This is a genomic window from Halomonas sp. CSM-2 (genome assembly GCF_002119345.1).
Taxonomy (GTDB): Bacteria; Pseudomonadota; Gammaproteobacteria; order Pseudomonadales; family Halomonadaceae; genus Vreelandella; species Vreelandella janggokensis.
The window spans coordinates 1-17,766 of record NZ_NBYR01000026.1; the positions used below are offsets into that span (position 1 = coordinate 1).

14 protein-coding genes and 1 pseudogene are annotated in these 17,766 nt (G+C 57.3%); 11 read left to right on the top strand and 4 right to left on the bottom strand.

Annotation, left to right across the window (positions count from 1 at the left end; genetic code table 11):
* Positions 1 to 141 precede the first annotated feature (141 nt).
* From B7L15_RS17655 to msrB, 4 genes and pseudogenes are all read left to right on the top strand, one after another.
* Positions 142 to 420, top strand: a pseudogene (locus B7L15_RS17655) (RNA-binding protein); the annotation flags it as partial.
* Between the two features lie 46 nt (positions 421 to 466).
* Complete coding sequence (gene hslO / locus B7L15_RS17660) at positions 467 to 1,342, top strand: Hsp33 family molecular chaperone HslO (RefSeq protein WP_085920224.1); 876 nt, start codon at positions 467 to 469, stop codon at positions 1,340 to 1,342.
* Positions 1,343 to 1,631: 289 nt separating this feature from the next.
* On the top strand, positions 1,632 to 3,188 hold the full coding sequence (locus tag B7L15_RS17665; RefSeq protein WP_085920225.1) for a phosphoenolpyruvate carboxykinase: 1,557 nt from the start codon (positions 1,632 to 1,634) through the stop codon (positions 3,186 to 3,188).
* A 119-nt stretch (positions 3,189 to 3,307) separates the two neighbouring features.
* Positions 3,308 to 3,805, top strand: a complete 498-nt coding sequence (msrB, locus tag B7L15_RS17670; protein WP_085920226.1) for a peptide-methionine (R)-S-oxide reductase MsrB — start codon at positions 3,308 to 3,310, stop codon at positions 3,803 to 3,805.
* 176 nt (positions 3,806 to 3,981) lie between these two features.
* Here msrB and B7L15_RS17675 read toward each other — a convergent pair whose 3' ends face one another.
* The gene (locus B7L15_RS17675; protein WP_085920252.1) at positions 3,982 to 4,842 is read right to left on the bottom strand and encodes a LysR substrate-binding domain-containing protein; all 861 of its coding nucleotides are present in this window, start codon (positions 4,840 to 4,842) and stop codon (positions 3,982 to 3,984) included.
* A 134-nt stretch (positions 4,843 to 4,976) separates the two neighbouring features.
* Here B7L15_RS17675 and B7L15_RS17680 point away from each other — a divergent pair, with 134 nt between their 5' ends.
* The 5 genes from B7L15_RS17680 (at position 4,977) to rsd (ending at position 10,546) form a co-directional block, all read left to right on the top strand.
* Positions 4,977 to 5,243 carry a DUF1127 domain-containing protein gene (locus B7L15_RS17680; protein WP_085920227.1) on the top strand — a complete coding sequence of 89 codons (267 nt, stop codon included), beginning with the start codon at positions 4,977 to 4,979 and terminating at the stop codon, positions 5,241 to 5,243.
* 80 nt (positions 5,244 to 5,323) lie between these two features.
* On the top strand, positions 5,324 to 7,666 hold the full coding sequence (locus B7L15_RS17685) for a Tex family protein (RefSeq protein WP_085920228.1): 2,343 nt from the start codon (positions 5,324 to 5,326) through the stop codon (positions 7,664 to 7,666).
* 131 nt (positions 7,667 to 7,797) lie between these two features.
* Positions 7,798 to 9,435: a glutamate--cysteine ligase gene (gshA, locus tag B7L15_RS17690; RefSeq protein ID WP_085920229.1), complete on the top strand. Its 1,638-nt coding sequence runs from the start codon at positions 7,798 to 7,800 to the stop codon at positions 9,433 to 9,435.
* A complete protein-coding gene (locus B7L15_RS17695) occupies positions 9,435 to 9,953 on the top strand; it encodes a disulfide bond formation protein B (protein ID WP_085920253.1) in 519 nt (172 codons plus the stop codon). The genes gshA and B7L15_RS17695 overlap by 1 nt, the downstream gene beginning before the upstream one ends.
* Before the next feature lie 104 nt (positions 9,954 to 10,057).
* Positions 10,058 to 10,546 carry a sigma D regulator gene (gene rsd, locus B7L15_RS17700; RefSeq protein ID WP_085920230.1) on the top strand — a complete coding sequence of 163 codons (489 nt, stop codon included), beginning with the start codon at positions 10,058 to 10,060 and terminating at the stop codon, positions 10,544 to 10,546.
* Between the two features lie 274 nt (positions 10,547 to 10,820).
* Here the strand turns inward: rsd and B7L15_RS17705 are convergent, their stop codons facing one another.
* Entirely contained in the window at positions 10,821 to 13,883 is a 3,063-nt protein-coding gene (locus B7L15_RS17705; protein ID WP_085920231.1) for an efflux RND transporter permease subunit, read from the bottom strand.
* Positions 13,867 to 14,988, bottom strand: a complete 1,122-nt coding sequence (locus B7L15_RS17710; RefSeq protein WP_085920232.1) for an efflux RND transporter periplasmic adaptor subunit — start codon at positions 14,986 to 14,988, stop codon at positions 13,867 to 13,869. The genes B7L15_RS17705 and B7L15_RS17710 overlap by 17 nt, the downstream gene beginning before the upstream one ends.
* A gap of 240 nt (positions 14,989 to 15,228) precedes the next feature.
* Here B7L15_RS17710 and B7L15_RS17715 point away from each other — a divergent pair, with 240 nt between their 5' ends.
* On the top strand, positions 15,229 to 16,203 hold the full coding sequence (locus tag B7L15_RS17715; RefSeq protein ID WP_085920233.1) for a malate dehydrogenase: 975 nt from the start codon (positions 15,229 to 15,231) through the stop codon (positions 16,201 to 16,203).
* Positions 16,204 to 16,352: 149 nt separating this feature from the next.
* Here the strand turns inward: B7L15_RS17715 and B7L15_RS17720 are convergent, their stop codons facing one another.
* A complete protein-coding gene (locus tag B7L15_RS17720; protein WP_085920234.1) occupies positions 16,353 to 17,009 on the bottom strand; it encodes an HAD family hydrolase in 657 nt (218 codons plus the stop codon).
* Between the two features lie 187 nt (positions 17,010 to 17,196).
* Here B7L15_RS17720 and B7L15_RS17725 point away from each other — a divergent pair, with 187 nt between their 5' ends.
* Positions 17,197 to 17,688, top strand: a complete 492-nt coding sequence (locus B7L15_RS17725) for an RNA pyrophosphohydrolase (RefSeq protein ID WP_085920235.1) — start codon at positions 17,197 to 17,199, stop codon at positions 17,686 to 17,688.
* Positions 17,689 to 17,766 lie beyond the last annotated feature (78 nt).

The following is a 17,766-nucleotide window of genomic DNA, read 5'->3' on the forward strand; positions in this document are numbered from 1 at the left end:
GGCGTGCTGCTGATCAACCAGGGCCTGCCACTGTTCCGGCGTACGGTGCTTTTTCATGGGGGTAACCTCGTGTTGGAAAATATGAGGTTACTGTAGGGCGATTTTCAGCGGGGTGGCAGGACGTCCTGGAATGAACGCTTACGCGCCAAAACCAGCAAAAACGTCGAGTTGGGTGCACTGATCAAGGTGCCCCAGGGCTGGGACGTGTACGAGGTGGAAGTGACCGCGCTGTCAGATCAGCGGAAGGGCGCTCCCGAAGCCCGCAAACTGTACGCCGAAACCCAGGAAAGCGTTGAGCACCGTACCCGTGAGGCCGAGGCACGGCGATTAAACAACGAAGTCATGCAACATCCGATCAAGCGTCCTGACAAAAAACAGCGTCGCGATATCCAGCGTTTTCAACGCGAGCAAGGGGGGTGAGCTCCCCGCTCGCTGGTTCCTTTTTATTTTCCCCAACGGTTTCCTTATGTCTGATCAAATCCAACGTTTCCTGTTTGACCAAACCAATGTGCGCGGCGAGATCGTGACGCTATCCAACGCCTACCATGAAGTGCTTGACCGTCATGCCTACCCACCTGCGGTCAACCAGTTGCTGGGCGAATTATTGGCCGCCGTTGCGCTGCTGACTGATACCGTGAAGCTGGACGGCACTCTTAGCATAGAGGTTCGTGGTCAGGGGGAGCTGTCGTTGTTAATGGCGGAATCCAACCCGGGTGGCGAGTTGCGGGCAATTGCCCGTATTGCCGACGGTGGCGCTTTGCCCAGTGAACACGCCAGCTTTCGTGATCTGGTCGGTGACGGGCAGATCGTGATTACCCTCGACCCCCGTGGGGGCAATCGCTATCAGGGGGTAGTTGCGCTTGACCACGATACCCTGAGTGGCTGTCTGGAGGCCTATTTTAGCCAGTCGGAGCAGTTGCCCACACGGCTATGGTTGGCCGCAGACGGTGAGCGGGCAGGGGGCTTGCTGCTGCAGCGCCTGCCGGACGCCTCGCAGAATCAGGACGTGGACGCCTGGGAACGCAGCGTTCATCTGGCCGATACCATCAAATCCGAAGAGCTGCTGGGTCTTGAGCAGCGTGAAGTGCTGTATCGGCTCTATCATGAGGAGACCGTGCGCGTCTTTGAGCCGAAAGCGCTGCGCTTTGGCTGTACCTGCTCTCGCGAGCGTATGAGTAGCGGATTGCTGACGCTGGGCGGTGTCGAGCTGCGGGATATCTTGCGCGAACAGGGTGAAATCAATACCCAGTGCCACTTTTGCCACACGAAATATCACTACACGGCAGCGGATATTGAAAGTTTATTGGATAACCCTGATGCGCCGTCACCCACTATCCATTGATTTTGTAGTCATGCCGGTCAATGGCCATGTTTCAAACGCTATTGATGGGCGCTAGTCATACCAGTCACTTGGGCGAATCGGGCAAACGAGTGTTTGAAAAAATACTGCGCCGCAACACAAAATATGGTGGCAATGTTGTAGTTTAACTACAATATATTTGGTTCAAGCCCCCGTTTTCCGGGGGCTTTCTTTTTGCCATAATGCGCCGGACTTAAGCGCCCAGCCACGTGCCGGGATGAACTTTAAGGCGTCGGTGGCGCCCGGTAATCGAGAAAATCCAGGAATCGACATGACCACGACTCAAGCCGCTCATCAAGCCCACGTTAACCTCTGTAGTGCCGAATTGATCGAGCGCGCCGTGGCGCGTGGCGAAGGCCGCCTGTCGGCAAACGGTGCTCTGGTAGTGAACACGGGTATTCGTACCGGCCGTTCGCCGAAAGACCGCTTTATTGTTGATGAACCCTCTACTCGTGACAGCATTGACTGGGGCAGCGTCAATCGGCCTTTTGATGCGGACAAGTTCTCGGCGCTTTGGTCGCGGGTTGAAGATTATCTGGGCACGCGCGAGCATTTCGTTTCCGAGTTGCACGTAGGCAGCGACGACGTTCACTACCTGCCGGTGCGGGTCCAAACGGAAACTGCCTGGCAAAACCTGTTCGGGCGTACCATGTTTGTGCGGCCTCAGGTGTTTAATCCTGCCGTCAAAGATGAGTGGACGATTCTCAACGCCGCGGATTTTGCCTGTGACCCCAGCCGCGACGGTACTTCCTCTGAAGGGTGTGTGATCATTAACTTCACCGAGAAAAAGGTGCTTATTGCCGGTATGCGCTACGCCGGTGAAATGAAGAAGGCCATGTTCTCGGTGCAAAACTTCCTGCTGCCGGACGCCGATGTGCTGCCCATGCATTGTTCCGCCAACGTGGGTGAGGATGGCGAAACCTGCCTGTTCTTCGGCCTTTCCGGTACCGGCAAAACCACGCTTTCAGCTGATCCGGCCCGTTACCTGATCGGTGACGACGAGCACGCCTGGGGCGACGGTGTCGTGTTCAACATGGAAGGTGGCTGCTACGCCAAGTGTATCGACCTGTCAGAAAAGAACGAGCCGGTGATCTGGAGCGCCATCAAGTTTGGCACCGTGTTGGAAAACGTTGTGCTGGATGACCGTCGTGAGCCGGATTACGTCGACGATAGCCTGACCCAGAATTCGCGTGCCGCTTACCCGCTGGAACACATTGAAAAGCGCGTGTCGGAAAACCTCGCAGGGGAACCCAACGCCATTGTGTTCTTGACCTGTGACATGTCCGGCGTGCTGCCGCCGGTGTCGGTACTTTCCAAGGAAGCGGCGGCGTATCACTTTCTGTCCGGTTATACCGCCAAGGTGGGGTCGACGGAAATGGGCTCTTCTGAAGGGCTGGCGGCGACGTTCTCTACCTGTTTCGGCGCCCCGTTTTTCCCGCGCCCGGCGCGCGAATACGCCGACTTGCTGATCAAACGTGTCGACAAGCAGGATGCCCAGGTTTACCTGGTGAACACAGGCTGGACGGGCGGTGCCTTTGGTGAGGGCGGTGCACGCTTTTCCATTCCAACCACTCGCGCCATTATCAGCGCTATTCAATCCGGTGTGCTGCGCGATGTGCAAACCAAGCATATTGATGGACTGAATTTGGATGTGCCCGTGGCGGTACCCGGCGTGGACTCAAGTCTGCTTGATCCACGCGATACCTGGGAAGATGGCACGGCTTATAACCGTCACCTGCAAGAGTTGGTCACCAAGTTTGTCGATAACTTCAAGAAATTTGAAGGCGTTAACCAAGCGATTGTGAATGCAGGTCCGCAGTTGACTTGATCTTGAGGCCCAGCCTGTAAGGTTTAGAACGCAAGCACCACTAAAGTGTCTGAAGGGGTAGCGCCACGGCGTTACCCCTTTTGGGTTCGCCGGTCTTTGATCGCTACAGGAGCAGACTCATGAAACGTCGTCACTTTTTAGGCCTTGCCGGTTTCACGGGACTGGCCGGGGCACTTCCCGGTGTATCGTTTGGTTTTCCAAGGCTCGATCTGGAAGCGGCGCCGGATATCGAACCACTTGAACTCAGCGAAGCGGAGTGGCGTGAACGGCTTTCCGACAAAGCTTTTGACGTACTGCGTGATCATGGCACTGAACCCGCCTTTTCAAGCCCGCTGGACGATGAATGGCGCGAGGGTGAGTACCGCTGTGCGGGCTGTGATCTATTGCTTTTTACCAGCGCCATGAAATTCGACTCCGGTACCGGCTGGCCGAGCTTCTTCGAGCATGTTGAAGGCCATTTGCTTTCGGAACTCGATTTCAAAATGGTATGGCCACGCACTGAATACCACTGCGCCCGCTGTGGTGGTCACCAAGGTCACGTGTTTGAAGATGGCCCCGACCCTACTGGACTACGCTGGTGCAATAACGGCGTAGCGTTACGGTTTGTGGCCGCATGACGACGGTAGGCCCTAGCAGCCTGTCGGACTTAACACTGATCTACTGCGAATCCCGGTATTTTGGTCAACTTTATTCGATCGATTTCGTTAAATAGCGCGCTATTCGCCTCAATCGATCGATAAATTTGGCTCAAAATCCGTGTTTCTCGCGACGATCGGCCAAGCCCGACAGGCTGCTATAGCCTGAAGCCTTCCCCAATATGCTCGGCCAAGCTATCGATAATCGGTGATTGGGTGGATGAGGTGTGCAGCAACACGATGGAGGCTTCCGGCAATTCGGGAAAGCCTTCCTCTTTACCCAATATCTGCATCTCGGCGGTCACCAGGCTGCGCATCCAGGCAGAGACCGCCAACCCTGCCCCCACAACCGCCTGCAGCGTCGCCAAGCTTGGGCTGCTATAAGCCACGCGATAAGCCCGGCCTGAACGGTCGAGTGCATTGCAGGCATGGCGACGACAAAAGCAGGGCGCCTCAAACAGGGCAAGCGGTACCGGTGTCTGTAAATGGGTGCTATGACTTTCGGCGGCGACCCATACGGTAGGCTCTCGTCTGAGTATTGTGCCAATCTCGTCGCCTATTTCCCGGGTCATGATGATCAGGTCCAGGCTCCCTTGCGGCTGCTGGGAAAGGACTGAAGATGGCGCGCAGTGCACATCCACATCCACTAACGGCCATGCCTGGGAGAACGTCCTGAGAATGCCGGGCAGAAAGCGCATCACATAGTCATCGGGCACGCCCAGCCTGACGCGGCCTACCATATCGGGCTGGCGGAGCAGCGTCAGCGCCTCGCCCTGCAGCGATAAAATTTTCCGCGCATAGCCGAGCAGGGTGTTGCCCTCGCTGGTCAGCACTAGCTGGCGGTTCTGGCGCACAAACAGCGGGCGCTGAATCACGTCTTCCTCCAGCCGTTTAATTTGCATGCTCACGGCCGATTGCGTGCGGTTGACGGCCGCTGCGGCGCGGGTAAAGCCGCCTTGATCCACAATGGCAACAAAGGTGCGCAGCAGCTCGTGGTCGATGGTGGGTAGTGTAGCCATTGGCATCAATCTTCTTGATGTTGTTTATAAGCACTATTCGTTGGATTGATTGTAGGCACCGTTCAATACTTCTTTCAACACTTAAATCGCCCTGCTGAGCGTATGGGTGATCTAACCAGAGAGGAGAGATTGAAATGGAATGCTCGCTATCATGCCACCAAGCCGGACAGCGCCATCAGAACGACGAATCTCAGCAGATCGAACAGCACCAGCAGATCGAAGGCAAGCCTTGCAGGGTAACCTGGCGGGAAAGGCTATATCGCTGGCGACAGCTACGTCACGAGCGCAATACATTGCGTTACTTAAGTGACGACATGTTGAAAGATATCGGTATGAGTCGTGAGGCTGTTCTGCGCGAATCCCGTCGCCCGTTCTGGGATGATCGGGGATGGCGTAGCTGATGTCTCAATTCATGCCAGTCAGAGCGGGATTGTGATACCTTGTGGGCACTAAAAAGTGCCGCATGAGTTAGTTGTCATTTATGGATGTTAATCAGCGAATTATTGCCCGCTTGGCTGACGAGCTGAGCGTTCGCCCCGAACAAGTGACGGCCACGGTAGAGCTTATTGATGGTGGCGCTACCGTGCCGTTTATCGCCCGCTATCGCAAGGAAGTCACCGGCGCGCTGGACGACAGTCAATTACGCCAGTTGGATGAACGCTTACGCTATCTGCGGGAACTGGAAGAACGTCGCACTGCGATTCTGGCCGCCATTGAGGAACAAGGTAAGCTGGACGCGACGTTAAAAGCAGCGATTGATACTGCGCAGACCAAGCAGCGTCTGGAAGATTTATACCTGCCCTTCAAGAAAAAGCGCCGCACCAAGGCGCAAATCGCCCGTGAGGCAGGCTTGGAACCGCTGGCGGATGCGTTGCTTGGCGATCCATCGCTTGATCCTGAAAGCGAGGCGGACCGCTATCTGCGGCCTGCAGAGGGCGATATTCCGGCAATTGAAGACGCCAAGGCAGCACTCGATGGGGCCAAGCAGATTCTGATGGAGCGCTTTGCCGAAGACCCCGATCTGATCGGCCAGCTTCGCGAGCGGCTCTGGCAGGAAGGAGAATTAAGCGCCCGCGTGCTGGACGGTAAGCAGCAGGAGGGTGCCAAGTTCGCCGATTATTTCGAGCATGACGAAAAACTTGCCAAGGTGCCATCGCACCGTGCGCTTGCCATGTTCCGTGGTCGTAACGAGGGCGTGTTGAGCCTTGCCATTCGTCTGCCGGGCGAAGACGAAGCGCCTATTCACCCTGCCCAGGTGGCGATTGCCAAACACGTGGGCATCACCGACCAGGGCCGTGCCGCCGATAAATGGTTGGTGGAAGTTGTGCGCTGGACGTGGCGCGTCAAACTCTACACGGCGCTGGAAACCGAACTGTTGGGTCGCCTGCGCGAGACGGCGGAACAAACCGCGATTGACGTCTTTGCGGCCAACCTCAAGGACCTGTTGTTGGCCGCACCGGCGGGGCCGAAAGTCACCCTGGCGATTGACCCGGGCCTGAGAACCGGCTGCAAAGTGGCTGTCGTCGATGCCACCGGTCAGTTTGTCGACCAGGCAACGATTTACCCCCATGCACCGCAGAAACGCTGGGATGATGCGCTTGGCGTGCTCGCGAAGCTGGTCAAGCAGCACGGCGTTCAATTGATTGCCGTGGGTAACGGCACCGCCAGCCGTGAAACCGACAAGCTGGCAGGGGAGTTGCTCAAGGCGCTTGCGCCTGACCATCGGCTCAGCAAGGTCATGGTCAGCGAGGCTGGGGCCTCGGTTTACTCCGCGTCGGAATACGCTTCCAGAGAGCTCCCGGACCTGGACGTGACAGTGCGCGGCGCAGTGTCGATCGCCCGCCGTTTGCAGGACCCGCTGGCCGAGCTGGTCAAGATCGAGCCCAAGTCGATTGGGGTTGGGCAGTACCAGCACGATGTCTCGCAAATTCAGTTGTCCCGTAGCCTTGAGGCGGTCATTGAAGACTGTGTCAACGCGGTGGGCGTGGATTTGAATACCGCATCGAGTGCGCTGCTGTCCCGGGTGGCTGGGTTGAGCGCCGCCATCGCCGAGAATGTGGTTGCCCAGCGCAATGCTCAGGGGGCCTTCAAAAGCCGCCAATCGCTTCTCGAGGTCAGCCGTCTTGGCCCCAAGACGTTTGAGCAATGCGCTGGCTTCTTGCGCATCAGTAAAGCCGACAACCCGCTGGATGCCAGTGCGGTTCACCCAGAAGCCTATCCCGTGGTGGAACGCATGGCGAAGCAAAGCGGCCGGGATGTCAGAGGTTTGATTGGCGATAGCGCCACGCTCAAATCATTAAACCCTGCCGATTTTGCCGACGAACGCTTTGGCGTGCCCACGGTAAGCGACATCCTGGCTGAGCTGGATAAACCTGGCCGCGACCCAAGGCCTGAATTCAAGGCTGCCGAGTTCCGTGAAGGCGTCGAAACCCTCAATGACCTGACGCAGGGAATGGTGCTGGAAGGCACGGTCACTAACGTGACCCATTTCGGTGCCTTTGTGGATATCGGCGTTCATCAGGACGGACTGGTCCATATCTCGGCGCTCTCTCACCGCTTTATCGACGATCCCCGCAGCGTGGTCAAGGCGGGCGATATTGTCACGGTCAAGGTCATGAGCGTGGATATTCCGCGCAAGCGGGTAGGCCTTTCCATGCGTTTGGAAGATGAGCCGGAACGCGAACCAAGTGGGGCTCGCCCCTCCGCGGACAGTGAGCCGCGCAAGCCATCGCGCAGCCAGCGGCAGGCAAAAAAGGCTAACGAAACGCCCGCAGCGGTGGGCGCGCTGGGCGCTGCATTGCTTAAAGCCAAACAGGACAAATAGTCGCGCGTCTTGAAAGTTGAACGGCTGCCGCCATATCCTGCTGTTTATTCTCGATGGGTAGACGCTGGCAATGCCACCTGATTCCACCAAGGCCCGCGCGTGCGCGGGCTTACTGACAAGGAGTGTTCACCTTGCCTGAACCACTCACTGTGCCATCTTCACTAACGGCCACGATTGACCGCTTGCTACCCAGCGCCCGGTTGGGTCGCCTCGGTCGTCTTCGCCGCGGACTCGAAAAAGAAGGGCTGCGGGTCGATGCGCAGGGGCATATTGCGCAAACGTCGCACCCTTATGCATTGGGCTCGAAACTGACCCATCCGCATATCACCACCGACTATTCGGAGTCGTTGATCGAGTACATCACGCCGGTGTATTCAGAGCCAGGCGAAGCATTGGCGTTCCTTTCTGACCTGCATACCTTCACCTATCAGCATCTGTCGGATGAGTGGATATGGCCAGGCAGTATGCCATCGCGTCTGTCGGGTAATGACAGTGTACCGATCGCCGATTACGGCCACTCAAATGTCGGTACCATGAAACACGTATATCGCAAAGGTCTTGACGTTCGCTATGGGCGGATCATGCAGGCTATCGCCGGGGTGCATTACAACATGTCGCTGCCCGACGATATGTGGCAGGCGCTGCGTGAGCAGGAACAGGCGACCAATGTGCCCTTCAACGATTATCGCTCAACCCGCTATTTCAGCATGATCCGGCATTTCCGACGCCATAGCTGGCTGCTGTTGTATCTATTCGGCGCTTCGCCTGCCGTGGACAAGAGCTTCCTGCCCGACGGCAAGGTGCCAGACAAGCTTAAACCACTGAGCGACGATACCTACTATGCCCCTTACGCGACCACGCTGCGCATGTCGGACCTGGGTTACCAGAACAAGGTGCAGTCGCAGTTGACAATCTGCTTCAACTCGCTTTCCAATTACGTCAATACCCTGCGGCACGCGATTTCCTCGCCCTGGCCGGACTATCAAGAAATGGGCGTAAAGGTGGGCGACGAGTGGCAACAGCTCAATGCCAATATTCTGCAGATCGAAAACGAGTACTACAGCGATATTCGCCCCAAGCGGGTCGCCAAGCATAATGAAACGCCCAGCCAGGCGCTTGAAGCCCGTGGTGTCGAGTACATCGAAGTACGCTGTCTGGATCTAAATCCCTTTGATCCACTGGGCATTGACGAAACACAAATGCGCTTTGTCGATACCTTCTTGATCTGGTGTCTGCTGAGCGAGAGCCCATGGATTTCGGACGAAGAGTGCGACAGGCTCGATGACAATCGCCGTTTTGTGGTGGAAAGAGGGCGCGACCCGGCATTGACGCTGGTGCGTGATGGTGAATCGACCACAGTGGCCGCATGGGGTGAGCAGATATTCGCCGAGATGGCAGAGGTGGCGCGACTGCTGGATGCGGTTGAGGAGGGCACACCGCATGCGAAGTCATTAGAGGCGTTGGCGCCGCGCCTCAAGGATCCTTCGTTGACGCCGTCGGCGCAGTTGCTTGCGCAATTGCAAGCCGGTAATGGGTCACTCAGTGATACGTTATTAAGTCTTGCCCAAGCCCAGGCTGCTGAGTTAAAAGCCAAGCCCATGCTGCGCTCACGCGAGGCGCTCTTGGCCCAGCTGATTGATACCTCCCATCAGCAACAGCACGATATTGAAGTCGATGACAAAGTGAGCTTCGATGACTTTTTACGTGACTATTTTGCCCATGCACGGGAATCTCGCGCGCTATCTTCACTGACAGCGGAGAAGAAATGATGAAGACGCCGTCCATACGTTCAGCGGCGCTGTTGGGCGTCGTTTTTTGTATTGTCATGATGGCGGTGGCGTTGGGGCTTGAGCATATCGGTGGCTTTGAGCCCTGCCCGCTATGCGTTTTTCAGCGCGTTGCGGTGATCGCAACCGGTTTGGTGTTGCTGATAGCCGCGATACACAATCCGGCGAGCCGTGGTGGCAAGGTGGTCTACGGCGTTTTCGGCTTGCTGACCGCTGGGACAGGGGCTTTCATTGCCGGTCGCCATGTCTGGCTTCAGTCTCTGCCCGCTGATGAAGTGCCTACCTGCGGTCCAGGCCTGGATTACATGATCGATGTTCTGCCTATGCAGGAGGTGGTCGCCATGGTCCTGACAGGCTCTGGCGAGTGCGCCGATATCGACTTTAGCTTATTGGGGCTATCGCTGCCGGCGTGGACACTGATCGGTTTTGCGGTGCTGTTGCTCATACCGTTGCGTATGATTGTACTGGCACGCCAGCGTGCCATGCTCTTCAGTCAGTAGGCTTAATCATGGTATGAGGGAAACCATCCTGATGAGGATTGACAGCGCAGAGTGGAAAAGCGAGTCTAGCCTTGTTAACGGCGGCGACAAGCAAGGAGAGCCCCATGCTCGAAGATTGTAAAAATGCCCAGGAGCGCTGGGGTGGCGTGCACAGTCTGATTGATCGATGGCTGCAGCAGCGCCGCGATTTACTGATCAGCTTTATCGAGCTGAAAGAGGCCTGTGACACAGAACTCGAAAGTGTCAGCAAGGCACGCATTGATCATTTCAGTGAATTGCTGATGGATTACATCAGCGCGGGGCATTTCGAAATTTACCCGCAGTTGGCTGAAGAAGCGCGCGCTTTCAACGATGAGAGTGCGCTTGATATCGCAGACAAACTGCTTGAGCGGTTGGATATGTCGACGGAAATGGTGTTGTCGTTTGACACCGACTTTTCTTGCACCTCCAGTTGCGAGCAGAACATCGCCCGTCTGCCAGCATGGATTGACCGCCTGGCGCGCGGGTTGACCGAACGCTTTGCCCTGGAAGACCAGCTGATTGCCCGTCTGCACGCCGCCCACAGCCCTGAAACCTCCAATGCCCCCGCCTGATGATCATTGATCGTGCCGCCGTCGTTTAACGCTTTTAGAGCCTGATCGCCCGACAAGTCGGGCTCCTACGGGGCTATGTGCCCGTATTGGGTTTGTAGGAGCGCAATTCATTGCGCGATCAGCAGCGATCGTGCCGCCGAAGATGAACGCTTTTAGAGCCTGATCGCCCGACAAGTCGGGCTCCTACGGGGCTATGTGCCCGTATTGGGTTTGTAGGAGTGCAATTCATTGCGCGATCAGGAACCATCAAGGCGCCGAGCTTGATTGCTGGGTGTCAGCGCCATCTCCCCCCAATCACTAACATGCAGGGCGTCAGCAGCAAGGTGAGAGCGGTGGCAAAGGTGAGCCCACCGGCTATGGCGCTGGACATCTGCGTCCACCATTGGGCGGAAGGGGCGTTAAAGCCGAGCGCCGGTGTGAATAAGTCCACATTGATCCCGAGGACCATCGGCATGAGTCCGAGTACTGTGGTGATCGCCGTTAACAGCACCGGGCGAAGGCGCAAGCAGCCTGCTTCCAGGGCAGCTTCGACGGGCGTCATGTCTTGGTCGCGCAGTTCGTTGTAGGTGTCGATCAAAACGATATTGTTATTGACCACGATGCCCGCCAGGGCAATCACCCCCATTCCCACCATGACAATGCCGAAAGCCTGGCCGGTAATCAGCAAGCCCATCAACACACCCGCGGTGGAGAACATAATGGCCGAAAGCACCAGGCCCGCCTGATAAAAGCTATTGAACTGGGTCACCAGAATCAGCGCCATCAAACCGATAGCAATCAGGAAAGCGCTGGCCAGGAACTGCATTGATTCCTGCTGATCCTCCTGCTCACCGGCCACATTCACCATCAAACCGTCGGGTAGACTATCGTTGCCGGCTTCTAACAGGGCGTTCAGACGCTCGTCAGCCAGATAGCCAGGGGCAAGGTCGGCATCGATGGTGATTGCCCGGCGGCCATCAATGCGGTTCAGTGTGCCGACTTTAGGGGCCGGTTCCAGGGTCACGAAATGCGAGATGGGTACCTGCCCCCGCTGAGTATTGATGGTCAAGCGCTCAAGCTGATTCAGCGAGCGCCAGTTTTGCGGTAGCCGTACGCGGATATCCACTTCATCGTTCACCTCGGGCGGACGATAGCTTGCTACCTGAAGGCCGGTGGTGAGCAACTGCACCGCGCTCCCAATGGTTGTCACGTCGGTGCCCATACGCGCCGCAGCTTCCCGATCCACGTTCACCCGCCACTCCACACCGGGCAGGCTGCGGTTATCCTGAATATCGGTAAAGCCGCCCAGCTCGCGCATTAACTGGGTCAGTTGGTCAACGCCGGCATCGGCAACATCAGGATTCGTGGCGCTCACTTCGAGCACAATGGGTTTGCCGCCGCCTGGGCCCATTTCCTGTTCCTGAAACTCCAGCGTAATGCCGGGGATATCCCCGGCGCGCTTGGCCATATCGTCCAGAATGGCCTGGGCAGGGCGGCGCTCATGCCAGTCGATAAACTGGAACTGCAGCATGCCGATGACGTCATTGCCCATCTGCTCGTTGGGCACTGCGAAGGAGCGCGCATAAAGCGCACGTACTTCGCTCATGCCGGATAGCTTGGCTTCTACCCGCTGCACGATGGCGTCGGTCTCCTGTGCAGAGAAATCCCCCCGGGCACGCACCAGCACCTGGGCGCTGTCCGGCTCCACATTGGGAAAGAAGTCGACGCCGTGGTTGAAGCGCGCATAGCCGGTATACAGCAGCGCCATTAACAACAGGGCGATCAACAGCACCCAAGCAGGATGCTTGAGCAGCCTGGCCAGCAGGTGACGATAGCCGCGACCAAAGGACGTCGTCGCCTCTTCAGGGGGCGCACTATTCGACGCTGCCGCGGTACGTGTAAACAAACGGCCTAGCGCCGGCAAGAATACCAGCGCCATGGCCAGCGACGCTAAAAGGCACAAGATCACCGTGGCGGGCAGGTACTTCATGAACTGGCCGACCACGCCGGGCCAGAACAGCAGGGGAATAAACACCGCGAGCGTGGTGGCTGTGGAGGCAATGACCGGCCAGCTCATCCGCGAAGCGGCGTTAAGCCATGCCTGGTGAGGGGCTTGGCCATCGCGCAGGTGGCGGTCGGCAAGCTCGCTGACAACGATCGCCCCATCCACCAGCATGCCGGCTACCAGAATCAGCGCGAACAGCACCACGATATTGAGCGTAAAGCCGCATGCCCAAACCAGCAGGATGCCGGTCAAAAAAGCGCCGGGTATGGTAAGCCCGACCAGCAAGGCCATACGCCACCCCATTGCTGCTACCACCACAATCAGTACCAGCACCACGGCGGTGAGCACGTTGTTCAAGAGCTCTGAGAGCATATTCTCAACGGTGGTCGACTCATCCAGAATGGTGGTGAAGCGCAACTGGTCGGGGAGCAGGTCATCGGCTTGGGCTAACCTTTCACGCACAGCGTCAATGGTAGCGATAATATTGGCCCCGGCACGTTTGGAAATTTCCAGTACGACCGCCGGCTGGCCGTCAATTCGGGCAAAGCCTTCGGGGTCTTTGTAGGTCGGGTTGATCCAGGCCACATCGCCAAAGGTGACCACTCGGTCCTCATCGACCTTGACCGGCATATTCATGACATCGTCAAGAGACTCGATGATACCGGGGACTTTTAACGCCAGGCGCCCCGCGCCGGTATCCAGGCTGCCCGCTGCCACCAGGCGATTATTGCGCGATACCTGATTGAATAGCGTATCAAAATCAACCCCGTAGCTCTCCAGCACCAGTGGATCGACGACGATTTCCAGCAGGTCTTCCCGCTCACCGGCAATATCGACTTCCAGCACATCGGCAATGCCTTCGATCTCTTCCTGTAGGCGGCGGGCAACGGTCATGCGTTCGCGGGTGTCCAGCTGCCCAGAAAGACCAATGGTCAATACCGGGAACTCCGATACATTGACCTCCATGACCCGAGGCTCATCGGCCTCGTCAGGTAGTTCGCTACGGGCAATATCCACTCGGTCGCGGACATCTGTCAGCGCAGTGTCAGGGTCAAAGCCAGGGTCGAATTCCAGCGTGATCGAGCCATGCCCCTCGCTGGATTGGGCTGTAAATTTACGCAGCCCCTCAATACCGCGCAGTTCCTGCTCCATGGGGCGAATCAGCAGCCGCTCGCCGTCCTCGGGGCTAACGCCCTCCAGCGACAGCGAGACGTAGATCATCGGAATGGTGACGTCGGGGTTGGCTTCCTTGGGGATCACCTGCCAGGCCGTCATACCTGCCAGTAGCAAACTGACTAACAGCAGTAGTGTTGTACGGCTGTGGGCTAGCGCGGCATCAATCAACTGGCGCATGAACGCTATCCTGGCCAGTTAACGGTTGTGAAATCGTGGCTTCTTCCATTATTACCGGGGTGACCGTTTCGCCAACGTCCACCATACCTGCGCCCAATGTCACCAAGCGTAGCGGGTCGGGCAGGCCGGTCACGTAGGCGCGCTGGGTATCGGCACTGACCAGTTCCACGGCGGTCTGCTGCACCTGGTTGTTGTCATCCAGGTGCTTGACCGCCAGTTGCCCTTCGCTTTTCAGGCTGAGCAGCGCAGGGGATAGGGTATGCACCTGGCGAGGCGGCAGGGTGATAGTCAGCTCGGCGCTGCCGCCTGCAAGGCGTTTACCGGCTGGGTTATCAAGCGTGGCTTCGACATAGAAAGTGCGTGTGGCTTCTTCTGCACGGTGGCTGATAAAGGTCAGCTCGCCCTCCAGGTGGTCGCCGTTCAGCAGTCGAGCGGTGACCGGCAGGCCCACGCTCAAATCGCCCACCTGTTGCTGTGACACCCAGGCAACGCCTTTCAAGCGGCGATCATCAACCAGTTGGCCCCACTCTTCGCCGGGCTGGAGTAAATCACCTAGCTCTACCTGTACACGGTTAAGCACGCCGTCAAAAGGCGCGGTGGGACGGCTGTCATCCAACTGCTTCTGCAACTGGGCCACCGAGGCGGCGCTGGCGCTAAGCGCGCTCTGAAGGCGTAATAGTTCGGGCTGGGAGATCAGTTCCCGCTCACGCAGGTTGCGGGCACCAGCATATTCCGCCTCGGCGACGGCCAGCTCGTCCCGGGCCTGTTGCAGTTGCTCGGGCAATGCGTCGTTATCCAGTACTAACAGTGTATCGCCCGACTCAACGCGGCTACCCTGGGTCACCGGCTTCTCGGCCACAAAGCCCGCTATATTGGCACGCAGTGTGGTTTCGCGCTCAGCTGTCAATTGGCCTTGGGTAACCTGCTGCGGGATAAAGACGATGCTTTGTTGCTCAACTACCTCGACCCTCGGGCCTTCAGTCTGGCGATCAGGGGCATCCGGGGGGGTGCTTTGAAAGCCCTGGAAGTTACCCAAGGCGAGCCATATCACCAGCGCCAGCACGAGCAGGCTGGCGAGTGCGTAGGAGAACGGGATTCTTCGCATGGGGCGTCCATGTCCTTGGCAACACGAGAAAAGCAACTGTTGAACGTTGACACCATAGCGCAACTGAACCTGTTCGGCGAGTCGCAAACGGCTGTGTCGATAGCAAGCATGCCAAATGGGTACTAGTCGCATGTCTGATTGAGTTTTTGCCTAACTGGGCATACCATCTTTGCGTCTTGAGTTCTGTCGACCCACCCTCAGGCGAGAACCATCCCTAGGCGAACCCATCAAGGAGCAATGATGAAAGATCCAGTACGTATTGCGATTACCGGCGGTGCCGGTCAGATTAGCTACTCTCTTATTTTCCGCATCGCCGCCGGCGACATGCTGGGGCCGGATCAGCCTGTCATTCTCCAGCTGCTGGAAATTCCCCCGGCAATGGATGCACTGACGGGCGTGGTGATGGAAGTCAACGACTGCGCCTTCCCGCTCGTTCAGGATGTCGTCGCCACCGACGACCCGAATGTCGCGTTCAAAGACGCTGACTTCGCCCTGTTGGTGGGTGCACGTCCGCGTGGCCCTGGCATGGAACGTAAGGACCTGCTGGAAGCCAACGCAGCGATCTTCTCTGTTCAAGGCAAGGCGCTTAACGACCACGCCAGCCGCGACGTGAAAGTACTGGTTGTCGGTAATCCGGCCAACACCAACGCGCTGATTGCTTCCTGCAACGCGCCGGACCTGGATGCGGGTCAGTTTACGGCCATGACGCGTCTGGATCATAACCGCGCCCTGACGCAACTGGCACAGAAAACCGGCAAGCACGTCACTGACGTTGAAGACTTGATCATCTGGGGCAACCACAGCGCGACTCAGTACCCGGATCTGGCTCAGTGCAAAGTCGACGGCAAGGCAGCGTTCGATTTGGTTGAGCGCGACTGGTACGAAAACGACTTTATCCCCACCGTGCAGCAACGCGGTGCGGCGATCATCAAAGCACGTGGCGCCTCTTCTGCTGCCTCTGCTGCTTCTTCTGCCATCGACCATATGCACGATTGGGCGCTGGGTTCCAAGGGCATCGTCAGCATGGCGATTCCGTCTGACGGCAGCTACGGCATCGACGAAGGCATCATCTACTCCTACCCGGTACGTTGCCAGGGTGGCAAGTATGAAATCGTTCAAGGCTTCGAGATTGACGAGTTCAGCCAAGAGAAGATGAAGGCTACCGAGACAGAACTGCGCGAAGAACGTGCGGCCGTCGAGCACCTGCTCGGCTGAGCGGAGAAAAGCAAGAAATTAGAAGTAAGCAATAAGATGTAAGAGAGCCCCGCAGGCTGTGACCTGTGGGGCTTTTTTGGTTGATATCTTGAGCTATCCTGGCTCTCTTTCAGGCACAAAGCGGCGCTTTTCAAGCTTCCAGCTGGTTATCAGTCCCGTAAACTCATGATCCGCCATTGGCGCTCTTCGGCGATCTGGCGCAGGGTATCGTCAGGGTCGACGGCCACCGGGTTTTCGACTTTCTCCAGTAGCGGCAGGTCATTGTGGGAATCGCTGTAGAACCATGCGTCGTCCATGGTCATTTGCTGTTCTTCCAGCCATTGTTCCAGGCGGATGACCTTGCCTTCACGGTAGCTGGGTACACCCTGAACACGGCCGGTGTAGTGGCCATCGATGCATTCGGGTTCAACAGCAATCAGGTGCTCAATGCCCAGGCGCTCGGCAATCGGCCCGGTAATGAAGCGATTGGTAGCGGTAATAATCAGTAGCGTATCGCCCATGGTGCGATGGCGGGCCAGCAATTCCTCAGCTTTCGGCAGGATATGTGGCTCGACTTTGCTGGCCATGAACTGCTGATGCCAAGCGGCAAGCTGCTCTGGCGTGTTGTCGGCAAGCGGCTTTAGCGCGACAGCCAGAAAGTCGGCCATGTCGAGCGTGCCCGCTTGGTAATCGGCCATAAACCGGTCATTGGCTTCCCGGTAGGCAACGGGATCTACCGCCCCCTGCTCAAGCAGGAACTCCCCCCAGGCATGATCGCTATCGATTGATAGCAAGGTATTATCCAAGTCGAAAATGGCCAGACTCACGGCGCTCCCCTTATGCTTGATGATGGTCGTTTGCAGCCAGACGTGAAGCGCCGGATTATCGCAGAGTCGCCGATGCTTTGACACCGACGCGCCGCGCTGCGTTGGTAACTTGGCGCTATATTGTATTGATACGCTTGTTGTCCTTGTGGAAAAATGGTCACAACTGAAAATTTATAAGGTGATGTCCGTGATCGACGCTGACGGCTTTCGCCCCAATGTTGGCATTATTATCGCCAACCGCCAGGGGCAGCTGCTATGGGCGCGTCGTGTAGGACAGAATGCGTGGCAGTTCCCCCAGGGAGGCATCAAATCAAGCGAGACGCCGCAAGAAGCTCTTTTCCGTGAGCTTCACGAAGAAATTGGCCTGACGGCCAATGACGTTGATATTGTCGCCTGCACCCGGGGCTGGCTGCGCTACCGTCTGCCACGACGCATGATTCGCACACATTCGCGGCCAGTTTGTATTGGCCAGAAGCAGAAGTGGTTTTTACTCCAGATCCGCTGCGAGGACAGTCGTATCTGCATGACGGCGACACCCAAGCCCGAATTTGATGGGTGGCGATGGGTTAGCTACTGGTACCCTCTTGGTCAGGTTGTGCCGTTCAAGCGTGAAGTGTATCGCCGTGCGCTCCGCGAGCTGTCGCCCCGCGTTCAACGATTGGCATTAATTGATGAGTAAACTGCCGCCCTGCGATAGGGTGGAGGTTGACGGCCAAGAAATTCCTCAGCGAGGCAAATAACAGTGAAAAGTAAAACG